Origin of the sequence: Oceanobacillus phoenicis (assembly GCF_047238145.1) — a bacterium.
Classification (GTDB): Bacteria; Bacillota; Bacilli; order Bacillales; family Amphibacillaceae; genus Oceanobacillus.
This window is the reverse complement of the sequence record NZ_JBDFME010000001.1, coordinates 1,313,077-1,330,278: the sequence shown is the minus strand read 5'-3', so window position 1 is coordinate 1,330,278 and position 17,202 is coordinate 1,313,077. Positions and strand designations below refer to the sequence as shown.

17 protein-coding genes are annotated in these 17,202 nt (G+C 37.6%); all 17 read right to left on the bottom strand.

Translation table 11 applies throughout. The annotated features are described in order from the left end of the window. Window positions 1-31: 31 nt before the first annotated feature. A complete protein-coding gene (locus ABC346_RS06970; RefSeq protein ID WP_413234162.1) occupies window positions 32-856 on the bottom strand; it encodes a M55 family metallopeptidase in 825 nt (274 codons plus the stop codon). A 236-nt stretch (window positions 857-1,092) separates the two neighbouring features. Beyond that, window positions 1,093-2,424: a UDP-N-acetylglucosamine 1-carboxyvinyltransferase gene (murA, locus tag ABC346_RS06965; protein ID WP_413234161.1), complete on the bottom strand. Its 1,332-nt coding sequence runs from the start codon at window positions 2,422-2,424 to the stop codon at window positions 1,093-1,095. A 34-nt stretch (window positions 2,425-2,458) separates the two neighbouring features. Continuing rightward, a complete protein-coding gene (locus ABC346_RS06960) occupies window positions 2,459-3,175 on the bottom strand; it encodes a YwmB family TATA-box binding protein (protein WP_413234160.1) in 717 nt (238 codons plus the stop codon). 117 nt (window positions 3,176-3,292) lie between these two features. Further along, window positions 3,293-3,523, bottom strand: a complete 231-nt coding sequence (locus ABC346_RS06955; RefSeq protein WP_413234159.1) for a DUF1146 family protein — start codon at window positions 3,521-3,523, stop codon at window positions 3,293-3,295. Window positions 3,524-4,282: 759 nt separating this feature from the next. Beyond that, complete coding sequence (locus ABC346_RS06950) at window positions 4,283-4,678, bottom strand: F0F1 ATP synthase subunit epsilon (protein ID WP_413234158.1); 396 nt, start codon at window positions 4,676-4,678, stop codon at window positions 4,283-4,285. Between the two features lie 96 nt (window positions 4,679-4,774). Next, entirely contained in the window at window positions 4,775-6,169 is a 1,395-nt protein-coding gene (gene atpD / locus ABC346_RS06945; RefSeq protein WP_413234157.1) for a F0F1 ATP synthase subunit beta, read from the bottom strand. A 39-nt stretch (window positions 6,170-6,208) separates the two neighbouring features. Next, entirely contained in the window at window positions 6,209-7,069 is an 861-nt protein-coding gene (atpG, locus tag ABC346_RS06940) for an ATP synthase F1 subunit gamma (protein WP_413234156.1), read from the bottom strand. Window positions 7,070-7,154: 85 nt separating this feature from the next. Further along, entirely contained in the window at window positions 7,155-8,666 is a 1,512-nt protein-coding gene (gene atpA, locus ABC346_RS06935) for a F0F1 ATP synthase subunit alpha (RefSeq protein ID WP_413234155.1), read from the bottom strand. Window positions 8,667-8,684: 18 nt separating this feature from the next. Then, the gene (locus ABC346_RS06930; RefSeq protein ID WP_413234154.1) at window positions 8,685-9,230 is read right to left on the bottom strand and encodes a F0F1 ATP synthase subunit delta; all 546 of its coding nucleotides are present in this window, start codon (window positions 9,228-9,230) and stop codon (window positions 8,685-8,687) included. Continuing rightward, complete coding sequence (gene atpF / locus ABC346_RS06925) at window positions 9,227-9,754, bottom strand: F0F1 ATP synthase subunit B (RefSeq protein ID WP_413234153.1); 528 nt, start codon at window positions 9,752-9,754, stop codon at window positions 9,227-9,229. The genes ABC346_RS06930 and atpF overlap by 4 nt, the downstream gene beginning before the upstream one ends. A gap of 136 nt (window positions 9,755-9,890) precedes the next feature. Then, window positions 9,891-10,097, bottom strand: a complete 207-nt coding sequence (atpE, locus tag ABC346_RS06920; RefSeq protein WP_011067377.1) for a F0F1 ATP synthase subunit C — start codon at window positions 10,095-10,097, stop codon at window positions 9,891-9,893. Between the two features lie 45 nt (window positions 10,098-10,142). Continuing rightward, the gene (gene atpB, locus ABC346_RS06915) at window positions 10,143-10,865 is read right to left on the bottom strand and encodes a F0F1 ATP synthase subunit A (protein ID WP_413234152.1); all 723 of its coding nucleotides are present in this window, start codon (window positions 10,863-10,865) and stop codon (window positions 10,143-10,145) included. Window positions 10,866-10,921: 56 nt separating this feature from the next. After that, a complete protein-coding gene (locus ABC346_RS06910; protein ID WP_413234151.1) occupies window positions 10,922-11,311 on the bottom strand; it encodes an ATP synthase subunit I in 390 nt (129 codons plus the stop codon). A gap of 452 nt (window positions 11,312-11,763) precedes the next feature. Then, entirely contained in the window at window positions 11,764-13,971 is a 2,208-nt protein-coding gene (locus ABC346_RS06905; protein WP_413234150.1) for a S8 family serine peptidase, read from the bottom strand. A gap of 262 nt (window positions 13,972-14,233) precedes the next feature. Next, window positions 14,234-14,863: a uracil phosphoribosyltransferase gene (upp, locus tag ABC346_RS06900; RefSeq protein ID WP_413234149.1), complete on the bottom strand. Its 630-nt coding sequence runs from the start codon at window positions 14,861-14,863 to the stop codon at window positions 14,234-14,236. A 485-nt stretch (window positions 14,864-15,348) separates the two neighbouring features. After that, on the bottom strand, window positions 15,349-16,584 hold the full coding sequence (locus ABC346_RS06895) for a serine hydroxymethyltransferase (RefSeq protein ID WP_413236524.1): 1,236 nt from the start codon (window positions 16,582-16,584) through the stop codon (window positions 15,349-15,351). A 57-nt stretch (window positions 16,585-16,641) separates the two neighbouring features. Beyond that, window positions 16,642-17,196, bottom strand: a complete 555-nt coding sequence (locus tag ABC346_RS06890) for a TIGR01440 family protein (protein WP_413234148.1) — start codon at window positions 17,194-17,196, stop codon at window positions 16,642-16,644. Window positions 17,197-17,202 lie beyond the last annotated feature (6 nt).

Here is a 17,202-nt window from a genome sequence, read left to right as displayed (position 1 = left end):
TAAATTTGCTAATACAGTTGTCTGTTTTTGTTTAAGAGAATGTAGTATGCATTGCCAGCTCTGTCATGACTAACATAGCTTGATATGCTTCTTTCATATCTTTTGCACGGAACTTCACCTTTGTTGTACCTTCGATCAATTCTGTTCCTGGCATAAGATTCGCCCATTCTGCTTGACCATAATTACAAAATTCAATGGTTAATTCAGGGTGTTCTGGTGGAAATAAGGGTTTTACATTACTTGCATTTGTTAATGCTTGTTTCACTTGTTTCTGTAATAATACTCCTGCTTTTGATGGAGTAAGGCTCCTTACAGAAGATCTCGATATTGATTCTTTGACGATAGCTGTTGTAACATCTGGTATCAGTTCTTCTGCTTCTCTCGCTGTGTAATCATCGCCTGTAACTAATAAAATAGGGACGTCGTAATACCCTGCTAAGTAAGCGTTCATCCCCATTTCTCCAATACAATGATCGTTAATGAAAAAATTTCTCACCGCATGAATCATTGAATGTGACATTACTCCTGGACTTCCTGCCTGAGAATGATAACCAACCAAAAAAACACCCGTATATGAATGATCCAAACCTTGTACCATAGAAAAAGGCTTCACTTCTCCGGTAATCAAGTTGCAATCTGGGTGAATCTCGTCAATTAGCAAATTATTCATTTTGGAGTGACTATCATTTACAAGCACTTCTTCACAACCATAGTCAAAAGAAGCTTGAATAACGTAGTTCACTTCTTTTGTCATGATTTTCCTAGAACGCTCATAATTAAGGCTTTTGGCATCAACAAAGGTATAGTCTGGTAGTCCTGTAATACCTTCCATGTCTATCGATATGTATATTTTCATGTTGTCTCACCTACTTATACTTTTGTTAATTTTCTATTAATTTTATCATGTTTTTTCAATTATGAGAAGTTTTATATTTGTTATTAATCTGAATATTATTAATATAAGTGGGTATAATATAAAAAGATTTAAATTATTCTTGGTTTCTTAATAAGGGAAATTTTCCTGGAATATGAAAAAAGTAGATGTGCATCTACACATCTACTTTTGAAATAATTTTTTTAGAAAATAGTTAATTAATCCGCAGCAATTTCATTTGATTCTTTTGCGGTAGTTACATAGAGTGGTTGTACAATTACTCCGTTCTCATCCACTCTCTTGATATCCGCACCAAGCGCTGCTAACTTATCAACAATATCCACATAGCCTCGGTCAAGGTGTTTAAGTTCAGTCACACGTGTGTACCCATCACTCACAAGACCAGCTAAAATAAGTGCTGCAGCTGCGCGAAGATCTGTAGCTGCTACTTCAGCACCTTGTAATTCTGAAATACCTTCAATAATTACACTGCGTCCTTCAATTTTAATATTGGCGTTCATGCGACGAAATTCTTCTACATGCATAAAACGATTTTCGAAAACAGTTTCTGTAATTACACCTGTACCTTCTGCACGTAGCATTAGTGACATCATTTGTGATTGCATATCTGTTGGAAAACCAGGGTGTGGTAATGTTTTAATATCTGTTGATTTTAATTTCTCTGGTCCAATAATACGTAATCCGCCATTCTCATCAATTACGTTTACATTCATTTCTTCTAACTTTGAAATTACAGAGCGCAAATGTTCACGCATTGCATTCTCAATGAATACATTACCTCCAGTTATTGCCGCTGCCACCATAAAGGTACCTGCTTCAATACGGTCAGGTATGATTGTATGCTCTGTACCGTGAAGTTTTTCCACACCAATAATACGGATTGTTTCCGTACCTGCTCCAACGATATTCGCACCCATTTTATTAAGATAATTTGCTAAGTCTACAATTTCCGGTTCTTTTGCAGCATTTTCAATTACTGTCTTTCCTTCTGCGAGTGCTGCAGCCATCATAATGTTTTCTGTAGCACCTACACTTGGCATATCAAGATAAATCTTTGCACCTTGTAATCTGCCATCGACTTTTGCTTCCACATAGCCATTACCTACATGGATATCTGCTCCCATTGCTTCAAAGCCTTTAAGATGTAAATCAATTGGTCGAGAACCTATCGCACATCCTCCTGGCATAGCAACTTTCGCGTGTCCATAACGGGCCAATAATGGTCCCAAAACAAGTACAGATGCACGCATCTTTCTTACATATTCAAATGGGGCTTCTGTCTCTAATTGTTTTGATGCATTAATATTTACTGTCTTTGTAGCTGAATTAAATTCAACATCTGCATTTAGATTACGTAATACTTCATTTATTGTATATACGTCTGCTAAAACCGGTACTTCTTTAATAACGCTTTTCCCTTCACTCGCAATTAAACTTGCAGCTAGAACAGGTAATACAGCGTTTTTAGCACCTTCAAGCCGAACGGTGCCATTCAATTGGTGTCCGCCACTTACGATGATTTTTTCCATGTTATAAATCCCCTTCAGATCCAATTTCCCTATATTAATATTCATGTATTAGGATAGGTGTTCCTATCGTGTATTGCTCATTTCCTGCATCGTCTTCTATAATAGCTATTTGTACATTTATCGGTCCATCATCTACAGAGTAAAATTCATTCCATAAATCTGTATACCCATAAAATGACTTTTTAATCGTGGATTTTGCTATATTGTCGTATTGTGTTGTTGTATGTCGTAAATTAAAATAATTTATTGCATGATTTATAAAAACATCACTGTTCATTATATCATCATTTACTAAGGTCAGACAAGTATATGATTGAGCTAATTTTGTAAACAATTTATGAACAATTTCATTCTTAGTTGTTATATAAGTTTCTTTTATTTCTTCGCTCCAATCAGCCCCTTCTAAAAGAGCGATAATTTCTGCCTGTAATGATGATTCAGTTGGCAAAATTACTTTATACAATACGTCCATACTATCTATTTTATGATCGTTTTTAAAGATATATTTTATACTTTTTTCATCTATTTTTTTCTCATAAGAAAAGTCATCTTTAAGTTGCTCTACTAGCTTTTCTGCTTTATCTACTGATATAGATTCTTTTATATTAACTTGCCAGTTTTCCACCTCAAGTTGCTGCTCTATAGCAAAATTTCCGAGAGCTACCATTTCATCTGAATCTAGTTCAGATGCATGCGTTGTTGTTAAGAATAAAGAAATAAATATAAAGAATAATAAAAGTCTATTAAACATGAAAAATCCTCCTATCAAATCTATTAATCTTAGTTTTGACAGAAGGATAATTTTACATACGAAACAAATTCCGACATTATATTAAAGAGAGCGCTATTTGCAGAGCTAGCTAGGATTTTAGAAAAGATACGTTAAATCTCCGGACCACTGCAGTACTTCTAAGAAGAAACGACTAACTCCCGCTCCGATAACAATAGTTAGAAACAAAAGAAAAACTCTTGCTTCTCCTGCTCTGCCTTTCTTAAAAATATAATCAATGTTTAACGCCATAACCAGACGCCACGTCATATAGATGAAAAATAAATGAGAAAAGATACTAATTAATGCCATTTGTCCAACTGAAAACATACGTACCACCTTTCTTTCTAGTGAATACTTTGACAGGTGAATCATAAAAAGTCAATTCAAACCTAACTCTAGTTATACTTTCAGGACTAAGCTTACATTTCCCGGGAAATATCGACAATTTACTAGTTAGTATGTATAGTATTTGGTAATTACACTGAGTTAGTTGATGTGAGTAGTTGAATGTTTCACCTTAATTATAGGGTGATGTACTCTATTACTGTTATCTGAGGGTTCTGAAGCCAAGTTGGTTTTGTAGAAGTGGTCTATTCACTACTTTTCTGGTTTCCTCTTGATCTTTTCGTTTATAGAGTGCGTCTATTCACCACTTTCTGCTCTTCCTCTTGATTTTTTCGTTTTTAAAGCACGTCTATTCACTACTTTTCTGGTTTCCTCATGCTTTTTCGTTTATAGAGTGCGCATATTCACTTCTTTCTGCGATTCCTCTTGATTTTTTCGTTTTTAGAGCACGTCTATTCACCATTTTTTGCGATTCCTCTTGATTTTTTCGTTTTTAAAGCACGTCTATTCACTACTTTTCTGGTTTCCTCATGCTTTTTTCGTTTTTAGAGCACGTCTATTCACCACTTTCTGTGATTCCTCTTGATTTTTCCGTTTTTAGAATGATCTTACTATGCGGTTGAGGACTGTTTTAGACAAATGTACTGCAATGTTATCTCATAGTTATAGCGGCAATTTGCATGTTTCTAAGCAAGCTGCGCATACAAAAAACTCCCGCAATACATTGCAGGAGTTTTTGTGCTATTTGCCTACGTCGAGGCGATTAATTGCTCTTTTGAGTGCTAATTCGGCCCGAGTTTTATCAATATTATCCTGTTTTGCCTGAAGACGTCTTTCCGCACGTTCTTTTGCTTGATTTGCACGTTGAACATCGATATCACTTGCAGTTTCAGCAGATTGTGCAAGAATGGTTACTTTCTCAGGCTGCACTTCCATAAATCCACCACTGATTGCTAAATATTTAGTATCATTTCCCTTTTTCAAGCGAACTGCACTAATTTGAAGTGGAGAAACTAATGGAATATGTCCAGGTAAAATACCGATTTCACCAGTTTCAGCTTTACAAACTACCATTTCAAAGCTTTCCTCTAAAACCGGGCCACCAGGAGTAACAACACTCACTTCTAGTGTTCTCAATGTAACCCCTCCTAAGAGACGGGTTGGAAGTGCCTCATAATTAATCAGGCATCTAAAGGATTTCTATAAAATCCTTCTATCTTCCAAGACCGAATATTATTCCATTCCTTTTGCTTTTTCAACTACTTCTTCAATACGTCCAACTAGACGGAAAGCATCTTCTGGAAGATCATCATATTTACCTTCAAGAATCTCTTTAAATCCTTTTACAGTTTCTTGAACCGGTACATAAGAACCTGGTTGACCAGTAAACTGCTCCGCTACGTGGAAGTTTTGGGATAAGAAGAATTGAATTCGACGTGCACGTGCAACGACTAATTTATCTTCATCACCTAACTCATCCATACCAAGGATCGCGATGATATCTTGAAGTTCACGATATTTTTGTAGTGTTTGTTGTACTTGTGTTGCTACTTCATAATGTTCTTTCCCAACAACTTCTGGGTCAAGTGCACGTGAAGTAGACTCTAATGGATCCACCGCTGGGTAGATACCTTGCTCAGACAACTTACGATCAAGGTTTGTTGTCGCATCTAAGTGAGCAAATGTTGTAGCCGGAGCCGGATCCGTATAGTCATCGGCTGGTACATAAATTGCTTGAATAGATGTTACAGAACCTTTATCTGTTGATGTAATACGTTCTTGTAATTGTCCCATTTCAGTAGCTAGTGTAGGTTGGTAACCTACCGCTGACGGCATACGACCAAGTAGTGCGGATACCTCAGAACCTGCTTGTGTAAAACGAAAGATGTTATCAACGAATAATAATACATCTTGTCCTTGCTCATCACGGAAGTATTCTGCCATTGTCAAACCAGTTAATGCTACACGCATACGTGCACCAGGTGGCTCGTTCATTTGTCCGAATACCATTGCTGTTTTAGCAATAACTCCAGAATCGCTCATTTCATAGTATAAGTCATTTCCTTCACGGGTACGTTCACCTACACCCGCAAACACGGAAATACCACCATGCTCTTGTGCGATGTTATTGATTAATTCCTGGATTAATACAGTTTTACCTACTCCTGCTCCACCGAACAGGCCGATTTTTCCACCTTTAATGTAAGGTGCTAACAGGTCTACTACTTTAATACCTGTTTCTAAAATTTCGGTTTCTGTAGATAAGTTTTCAAAGTTTGGTGCTTCACGGTGAATTGGATCGCGACGGATTCCTTCTTCTAAAGGTTCATCTAAGTCGATTTTTTCACCTAATACGTTAAATACACGGCCTAGTGTTACGTCACCAACAGGTACTGAGATTGGACGACCAAGGTCTTCCACCTCTGCGCCACGTTTAAAACCATCTGTTGAAGACATTGCGATGGTACGTACACTATTGTCACCTAAATGAAGAGCTACTTCTAGTGTTAGTTCTTCACCACTGTCACTACGGACAACTAAAGCATTATTTACTGCCGGGAGTTCAGTGTCTTCAAAACGTACATCGACTACTGGTCCCATTAATTGTGTAACGCGTCCTTTGCTCATCTATTTCCCTCCTAACTTACTGTCCACACGGGGTTAAAACTACTCGAGTGCTGCTACGCCACCAACAATCTCTGTGATTTCTTGTGTAATAGCTGCTTGACGTGCACGGTTATATGATAGGGATAAATCATCAATTAGATCCGAAGCATTATCCGTTGCACTACGCATTGCAGTCATACTAGCCGCGTGTTCACTTGCTTTCCCATCAAGTAATGCACCAAAGATTAGACTTTCTGCATACTGTGGTAAAAGTACTTCCAAGATTTGCTCTTGGTTTGGATCAAATTCGTAGTCGGATGTAGCCGATCCACTTTCGTCTAGATTTTCAATTGGAAGTAATTGTTTATTTGTAACCACTTGCGATATCGCACTAACATAATGGTTATATACAATATTTAGCTCATCGATATCTCCATCTGCATACATTTGAACTGTTTCAGAAGCTAGTTCTTTTACATCTGCAAATGTTGGATGATCCGGCACACCTAGTACACTTTTTGATACCGGTAAGCCTCGTTTCCGACAAAAATCGTAGCCTTTTCTTCCAAGTACAATGATGGTATATTCATCGGTACTTTTATGGTTCTTTTCAATCGTGTTAACTAGATTTCTTAAGACATGGCTATTGTATGCACCTACAAGACCACGGTCTGAAGTAATAATTAAATAGCCTGTCTTTTTGACTTCACGTTTGATCAGCATTGGATGCTGTGCATCCGTATTAGCATTCGCTATACTGCTTACAACTTCTTGAAGTTTATCAGCGTACGGGACAAATCCACGGGCATTTTGTTCAGCTTTTGACATTTTAGAAGCCGAAACAAGTTCCATCGCTCCTGTAATTTGTTTTGTTTTTTTCGTAGAATCAATTCTATCTTTTAAATCTCTTAGTGATGCCAAGCTCTTTCACCACACTTTCCTATCAGGAGTGAGGGTCGAGGAGTAATTATTCGACCCTTTATACTCTATACCGAAACTTCATTTATTAATTATTAGATGGTAGGAATGTTTTCTTAAATGATTCAATCGCATCATTAAACTCGCCTTCATCTGGTAAATTACCAGTTTCACGAATAGAAGTAAGTAATTCATTACGATTGCTTTCCATCCAAATGTTCAATTCTTCTTCAAAACGTTGAATATCTTCTACAGGGATATCATCCAAGAACCCACGAGTAAGTGCATAGATAATAACTACCTGTTTTTCAACTACCATTGGTTTATGAAGACCTTGTTTTAACACTTCTACAGTACGTTGACCACGATTTAGTTTCGCTTGTGTAGATTTATCTAAGTCTGAACCAAATTGAGAGAATGCTTCTAATTCACGGAAAGATGCAAGATCAAGACGTAATGTACCTGCTACTTTCTTCATTGCCTTAATTTGTGCAGATCCCCCAACACGTGACACGGATAAACCAGGGTTAATCGCTGGACGAACCCCAGAGAAGAATAGATCCGATTGTAAGAAAATTTGTCCATCAGTAATGGAAATTACGTTTGTCGGGATATAAGCTGCAATATCACCAGCTTGTGTTTCAACAAATGGTAATGCAGTTAATGAACCGCCACCTTTTGCATCACTTAATTTAGCCGCACGCTCTAATAAACGAGAGTGTAGGTAGAATACATCCCCAGGGAATGCTTCACGACCTGGTGGGCGACGTAATAGTAAAGAAAGCTCACGGTATGCTACCGCTTGTTTAGATAAATCATCATATACAACTAACACGTGTTTTCCGTTATACATGAACTCTTCACCCATCGCTACACCAGCATATGGAGATAAGTATAATAATGGTGCAGGATCTGAAGCACCTGCAGTCACTACGATTGTATTATCAAGTGCACCGTGCTTACGGAATGTTTCTACTGTTGAACGTACTGTTGATTCTTTTTGACCAATAGCTACGTAGATACAAATCATATCTTGATCTTTTTGATTCAAGATTGTATCAACTGCTACTGTTGTTTTACCAGTTTGACGGTCCCCGATGATTAACTCACGTTGACCACGGCCAATTGGAACTAATGCATCAATCGCTTTAATACCGGTTTGAAGTGGCTCATCTACGGATTTACGATCCATAACTCCTGGAGCAGCCGCCTCGATTGGACGAGTTTTTGATGTTTCAATTGGGCCTTTACCATCAATTGGTTGACCAAGAGGGTTAACCACACGACCTAATAGTTCCTCACCTACAGGTACTTGCATGATTCGGCCAGTACGACGAACTTCATCGCCTTCTTTAATTTCTGTATAAGGTCCAAGGATAACGATACCTACATTACTTTCTTCTAAGTTCTGTGCTAATCCCATAACACCGTTAGAGAATTCAAGTAATTCCCCAGCCATAGCATTATCAAGACCATGAGCACGTGCGATACCGTCACCGACTTCAATAACTGTTCCAACATCACTTACTTCGATGTCAGAATCAAAGTTTTCAATTTGCTGTTTAATCAGTGTGCTAATTTCTTCAGCATTAATGCTCATACCATTTCACCCCTATCATCATTTGTTAGCAGACACGATGCTACGTGAAATGCGGTTTAGTTTATTACTTACCGTTCCATCGTAAATCGTATTTCCGACTCTTATTTTCATACCGCCGAGAACCTTAGGATCTACAATATTCGTAATCTGAACACTTGTTTTACCTAGACGTTTGGCAAAGGATGCTTGAAGTTGTTCCTTTTCATCCGTACTTAATTCTCGAATAGAATAGACGGTTGCATCTGCAATTCCTTTTGCATCGTTTACCAAAGCGACTAGGTGATCAACAATAGATGGAATGGTTGATGTACGATGACGATCAACAAGTAATTTCAACGTGTTAATCACAACCTGATCCGTCCCTTTAAACACTTCAGCTAAAAGTTGTTTTTTCTTCACACTATCAATCTTTGGATGCTTTAGGAATACATTTAATTTTTGATCGTTTGTAAAAACTTGACGAACAACTAGAAAATCTTCCACTAATTGACCCAAGGAATTCTTCTCATTACCGAGCTGAAAAAGAGCATCTGCATAACGCTTTGCTATTACGGAATTACTCATCGCTCTTCTCCTACCTCTTGGATATATTCGTTAATAAGTTTCTCTTGATCTTGCTCGCTAAGCTCTTTTTCAATTACCTTACTTGCAATTAATACAGATAAGGATGCAACTTTATCTTGTAACGCTTGAATAGCTCGTTCTTTTTCATTTTGAATATCTGCTTGCGCTGATTCTTTAATGCGCTCTGCTTCTTTTCTCGCTGAATCGATGATGGCTTGCTCTTGTTTCGCTCCTGCAGCCTTCGCATCTTCTATCATTTTCTGCGCTTCTGCTTTTACTTGATTCAATTGCTCAGCTGCTTCTTTAGAAGCTTTTTCTGCTTCTGCGCGACTTTGCTCTGCTGATTCAATTTCATTCGCTACGTAGTTTTCACGCTCTTCCATTTTGTTCATTAATGGTCCCCAAGCAAATTTCTTGAGTAATGCTAGAAGAACAAGGAAGAAGAATAATTGAACTAACATATCTGGCCAACGTAAACCACCGACACTAGCTCCAATGTTTAACAAGTCAATGTATGAATGCACCGATCCCACTCCTTTCGCTAATAAATCACATCTATGGTCTGATGTATAAATCCTACATCGTTACTCTTGCATAAAGGAATGGCGAAGATTCTTTGTAGCTGAACTTCGCCATTATAATTCTAGGAAAAATTGCGATTTACATTACCATAAACGCGATAACTGCTGCGATGATCGGAATCGCCTCTACAAGTGCTACCCCGATAAACATTGTACCTTGTAGTGCACCACGTAATTCTGGTTGACGTGCAATACCTTCTACTGTTTTACTTACGATCATACCGTTACCAAGACCTGCTCCTAATGCTGCTAAACCAATTGCAATTGCTGCTGCTAAAGCTCCCATTGATAATTTCCTCCTTTTATAATAAACCTAATAAATTATTTTTTATTAATGGTCACTGCTCACTTTGTGAGACATGTAAACCATTGTTAACATAACGAATACGTAAGATTGGATAGCTCCAATAAACACACTAAATCCTTGCCATGCCAGCATCGGAAGTGCTGCTCCGAAGAATCCAAACACACTAGCTGTTCCAAGTCCTACTAATAAACTTAATAAAATTTCACCTGCATAAATGTTACCAAACAAACGAAGACCCAACGTTAATGTGTTGGTGAATTCCTCTACGATTTTAAACGGTAACATGAGTGGTACTGGGCTTACATATGTTTTTAAATAAGCTTTTGTACCTCTTAACTTAATACCATAATAGTGTGTTAATGCAATAATCATTGTTGATAATGTTAATGTCATAACCGCATCTGCTGTAGGTGATTTCCACCACAGGTCATGACCTACTACCCCAACCGTTGCAACACCTATTAAGTTACTAACTAGAATATAGAATATTAGAGTTAGTCCAAGCGGAAGAAAAATTCTTCCTGTTTTCCAATCCATGTTGTCTTGGATGATACCCCTAACGAATTCTACAGCCCATTCCATGAAGTTCTGTATTCCCTTAGGTTTCATCTGTAACTTTCTGCTTCCCCAAACACAGAAAACAAAGACAATAACACACACGATAAATGTCATCATGAGGTTAGAAAGGTTAAGATTCGCACCCGGTATCCCAAAGATATCATGCACTATTGGATTTTCGTGATCCAAGATTATCACCCCTTTACTAAAACTATTTGTAAGTAAAAATGGAATACTGGAAAGGATTAGTCTTCTTCCTGGTTGCGTAAAGATAATTGATAAACAATGATATCTAACGCGATAACAAAATAAGAAGAAAGAATCCCAATAATTACAGCCATTACGTGAAAGTGTTCTTCAAATCGCATCGCAATCAACACTCCCAACACTGCGGCGGCCATTCTTGTAAACGTACCTAATCCTCCTCTGGCCTTCCCACCTGCTGCAACTGTTTCCCCAAGTTTTGCTGTCTTGCTTTGTAGTAACCACAAGTTATAAAGACTAATGATACTACCTAGGATTAATCCGAAAAAAACACGGGGATATGGTAGAAACCCAGCGCAAAGCACTAATACTGCTAGTAAATAAAACATCCATTGACGCTGTCGGGTTATCATTTTATCATAATTAGACATTATATTTGCTACACTCCTAAACCCGTACAATAGATACTAAACAGACTACCAACACACATTTGCATCCGTTTTCAATCAAATCGGGGAAAATCTCTTGCTAGGTAATATTACTTGTAGTTTTAGATGCGGAGGTGTTACGTTCATTGCATCTATGTATTTGAAGTCAGAAGGAACCATTGTTCGCTGTTTCATAACAGGGGATAATTTTGCGAACAAAAATGGGCTAAAAAAGCTGTTTCTCCTCACTCCACACTAAATAAGTTTACATTAGCCAAGCTGGGATTGTCAATTAGTAACAGGCATTAATCATATTAATTATATTACATATATAAACATTGACATATTAGTCTTTCTCAGCTTGAATTTCCCTATTGTGCACTATATCACAAATTAATTCTCTCGTGTTATTTAACAATTTTCGTTTTATGACTTTTTTGTGAACAAATGTAATGTTACCTAATATAGACCATTGCCTCTGAACTTTCATACGTTCCATCGTCCAAGTAAACCGTTACAATAGCTAGATAATTCCCTCCTTTTCCTGCTTGTTTTGTCGTAAGTTCCCCAGTGTGTAGACCTTGCTCCAAGTTCTTTTCTTCCAACAATCTCCGCTGATAGACTAAGGTATCAGGATCATATAAATCAACTTCAAGTTTACGAGCAGGCTCTGTCATATAGATTTGATATTGATATAAATCATCTGAGAGCGTTTTAAGCGAGAACTCAAAACCAGCTGTTTTTGGTTGATCCGCTTCCTCATTTACGATAATGTACGGCAATTCATATGTTGCATCTCCTTGCTCTAAAGCTATCCACCCTTGATGAACCCCTTTATCTAATTGCATTCCTGTAACAGATACTTCGATAGGTACCTTTTTCTTTTCATAAGGTCCCAACTGAAAAGAACCAGGTAAATCCCACGATATTCCTTTATCTTTATACGGTATTTCAAATTGATAGGACTGTGGTTCAGCTGTCATATTTTCAATAATTAACTCATGTTGAAACGCTTGACGATAATTATCTACCTTGCCAAATTGGAGTTGACCATTATGAATAATCGTATTTGCTTCAATCGCTTTATTTACATCGATCACTCCCATGCCTTGTTCCGTTGAAGTTACTAGCTCATCATCATTCATTAGTTGATCTGCAGATGTTTGGATTGCTCCAATAATTTGTTCATTCGTCCAATCTGGTTTTGCTTCCTTAATTACAGCTGCAGCACCAGCCACATGAGGGGTTGCCATACTCGTTCCATCCATGGCTTGATATCCATCTGGTACCGTACTCCAAATCTGAGTACCCGGAGCAATAATATCAGGCTTTATCTGCCAGTTAATTGTCACAGGTCCTCTTGAACTAAATGGTGCTACTTGAACTGGTTGATCTATACGTTTTGAATCAATGAAATAATGATTATTTTCTTCCGATTGTTGCTTTAACCATTCTCCATCTTCTTTTGAAATAGCTGCTACAGGAATTTGTACGGGAGCATCACGATATTCTACAGAACCTTGAAAAGGACCAGCTTCATTATTATATATAAGTACTGCTTCCGCCCCTAATTCTTCTGCTTGCTTTGCTAATTGATAAAAAGGAATCTTTCCTCGTTGTACAAGAGCTATTTTTCCAGAAAGAGAGCCAGTTGCTTCTTCCTCTATTGAAGTAATATCGTAATCTCTCTCCAAACTCCATTCAGGTGCACCAAGCATCTCTAACAGGAGAATAGTTTTATCTTCAAAAGAATCTTCTAATACCGGAACAGTTGACGGAGTTGTTGAAGCTCCAACAGAAAAAGCTTTGTTTGCAGTGGCTGGTGAACCTACAGTCCATGCATCAGGGCCACTATTGCCATTAGCAATCACGACAAAAATTCCAAGCTCAGCAGCACGATTTACCGCTTGACTTGTTGGATAATCGGGAACATTGACATTGTTACCTAAGGAAAGATTAATAATATCTACTTCATCTTCAATCGCTTTTTCCATCGCAGCTAATACTTGCACGGAAGTCCCCGCTCCACCTGGACCTAGTGCTCGATATGCATAGATTTCTGCATCAGGAGCCATTCCTTTTAATTCTCCATTTGCAGCAATTATTCCAGCTACATGTGTTCCATGTGATGTGGGTACTCCTTGATCAGGCTGTGTCTCCATCGGATCATCATCGAGATCTACTAAATCATATCCGTTTATATAATTCGCCTGTAAATCTGGATGATCATAATCAATCCCCGTATCAATTACTCCTACTTTTACACCTTTACCTGTGTATGATGTATCGTTCCACGAATACGGTTCTGCCTCTCTTATTGATGATTGAAATTCAGATAAAAGTGAAGATTTTGTAGTTGGTATGGCTTGATATTCTTGTACAGAATGGATGTTTTTTATGAATTCTAGTGATTCCATTCTCTGGAGATGTTCCGGGGAACCTTGTAGGGCTATTCCATTAAAAATCGTATCGTATACAGCAACCACTTCAATAAAAGGGTGGTAATCTTTTATATACTCAACTTGTTCATATGGATCACCTTCCACTTCAATAATAATCGATTCCTTTTGTTTATATTCTGCAAATGTTGTTAACTGTGGATAACTACATGTGAACAATAAAATTGCATAAAAAAATATGGGGATAAGTTTTACGATATTCATCCGAGCACCACCTTATTCCCATAGCTTTTGAAGTTTTTATTATATTTATACGGATAAACCGATGTAAATTATTTGAGTCTTTGTTTCAGAAGTTGTCTAAAGTTCAAACCTATCTTTTACCTATTATAAATTGAAATACGACCGCTTTTCTGTGGACAAGAAATCTACTTACTCAGAAAAATATATATCTGAGTGGATTCTCATATAGTGCTATTTCCACAGGAATCGGCCGTATATCAAATAAAACTATTAATTTGTTAAATTATTTAGTACCGAACAAGCGATCTCCGGCATCTCCAAGACCAGGGATAATATAACCATGATCATCAAGACGATCGTCCATTGCCGCTAAATAAATATCTACATCTGGATGTGCTTCTTTCACCACTTCAACACCTTCTGGAGCAGCAATTAAACACATGAGACGAATATTTTTAGCGCCTCGTTTTTTGATTGCAGTGATTGCATCATTTGCAGAACCACCAGTCGCTAGCATTGGATCGATAACAATGATTTCACGTTCTTCAATATCATTTGGAAGTTTGACATAATACTCCACAGGCTTGAATGTTTTCGGATCACGATATAGGCCAACATGTCCAACTTTAGCAGCCGGAATTAACTTACGAACACCATCTACCATTCCTAGACCCGCACGCAAAATAGGAACTAATCCCAACTTTTTCCCAGCAAGAACTTTTGAAGGTGCAGTAGTTACTGGAGTTTCTACATTTACTTCTTTCACTGGCAAGTCACGAGTAATTTCAAAAGCCATTAACATTGCAACTTCATCAACAAGCTCACGAAATTCTTTTGTCCCCGTATTCTTATCACGTATGTACGTTAATTTATGTTGAATTAACGGATGATCAAATACAAATACATTACCCATCTTAAGATCACTCCTTATATTAAAAGATATATCTTTAAAATTGTACTGAAAATCTTCTATGCTTTCAAGTATAGTTTTTCTAATGGTAAGTCTTTACAAATTTTTGATTTTAATAATAATTAATCATTTCAACAAAGGCGCGTTGTTTGATTTCCATTGCAGACGGACGCTTTCCGCAGGCACGGCCTCAGCTAACTTGAAAAGAAGAACACTTTTCAAGTGGATCTTCAAGCTCCCTATTCTGAGCAGGAGTCGCCGTCTTCCATTACAATCAAAGCCAAGAATTTTCTGTAACCCGATTATGAAATTAATTCTAGTTAACATTTTTCTCTCATCCCGCAGCCCTAAAAATATGGGGGTACACCGCTACGTAACTAAACAAGTGTTTCGTTTTTGTTCATGTTTTATCAAATATCTTTATTAAAGAAAAAAACGAACAATACTGGATAATGAGTTATCATCCAATTATTGTTCGTCTTTATTATCTAAGCATATAGAGGAAATTTTTCTGTAAGATTTTGTACACGTTGTGCCGCTTCTTTTAACTTCGCTTCATCTTCATGATGTTTTAATGTTAATGAAATGATAGAAGCAATTTCTTTCATTTCTTCTTCACCAAAACCACGAGTAGTTACTGCAGCAGTACCGATACGGATACCACTTGTAACAAAAGGACTTTCTTGATCAAATGGAATTGTATTTTTATTTGTTGTAATTCCAATATCATCTAGTGCTTTTTCAGCTACTTTTCCTGTTAATTGCAGTGGGGTAACATCTAATAATAATAGATGGTTATCGGTACCTCCAGATACAATACGAATCCCTTCTTTATTAAGAGCTTCCCCTAGCGTTTTAGCATTAGTAACAATTTGCTTTGAGTATGCTTTGAAGTCGTCTGATAATGCCTCTTTAAATGAAACAGCTTTTGCAGCAATAACATGCATTAGCGGTCCACCTTGTATTCCAGGGAAAATCGCTTTATCAACTTTTTTAGCGAATTCTTCTTTACATAGAATCATACCACCGCGAGGGCCACGCAATGTTTTATGAGTTGTTGTAGTTACGAAATCTGCATGTGGAACTGGGTTTTCATGTTCACCCGTAGCGACTAATCCAGCAATATGCGCCATATCTACCATTAGATACGCATCGACTGCATCAGCAATTTCGCGGAATTTAGCAAAATTAATAGAACGAGAGTATGCACTTGCTCCTGCCACAACTAATTTCGGCTTTACTTCCTTCGCTTTTTCCAGGACAGCGTCATAATCTAATTGTTCTGTTTCTTTATCCACACCATAGTCAACAAAATTATACAATTGACCACTAAAGTTAACTGGGCTACCGTGAGTCAAATGTCCACCATGATTTAAGTTCATACCTAGGACAGTATCGCCAGGCTCAAGAACTGCAGAATAAACTGCCATATTCGCTTGCGCTCCTGAATGAGGTTGCACATTTGCGTGATCAGCACCAAATAATTCTTTCGCACGATCACGGGCAAGATTCTCCACTACATCAACGTGCTCACAACCACCATAATAACGCTTGCCTGGATAACCTTCTGCATATTTATTGGTAAGAATAGAACCCATTGCATCCATTACTGCTTTCGTAACAAAATTTTCGGATGCTATTAATTCAATCTTATCTTGCTGACGATTCTTTTCGGCTTGCATTGCTTCAAACACTTCGGCATCTGCTTGTTTCACAAATTCCATCATTGGTATAGCCCCCTATGTAATGAGATTTTATAGATTTACTGATGTAGATGATAGTTAATAATGATTACTACCATAGAAGGCTCTAATTCCTCCTATTAGCTTTGGACGAGTACGAGCAGCTCTTACACGAGCATGATTAACAAATCGTTGTTTGAATTTAAGTGGAACTGCAACATGTTTTAAATGCATACCAATCATTGTTTCTCCAATATCCATTCCTGCATCAGCTACAATTTCCTCTACTACAACCGGATCATTCATATGTCGATACGCATAGGCAGCCATTGCTCCTCCAGCCTCCCGTACCGGTACAACTGTAACTTCTGGTAAGGAATAGGTAGTTGCTACCTCCTTCTCGATGACAATTGCTCGGTTGAGATGTTCACAACATTGAAATGCTAAATGGATACCTGTTGCAGTTTGTAGTGATTGAAGTTGTTGATAAATGGTAAGAGCAATTTGCTCACTTCCAGCTGTTCCAATCGGTTGACCAGCAACCTCACTTGTCGAACAGCCAACAACGAAAATATCATTTTCTCGCAAAATACTAGCATCTGTCCACTCTTTGACAATACACTGTAAATCTTGTGCAAGTCTATCATTTGTCATTATTCT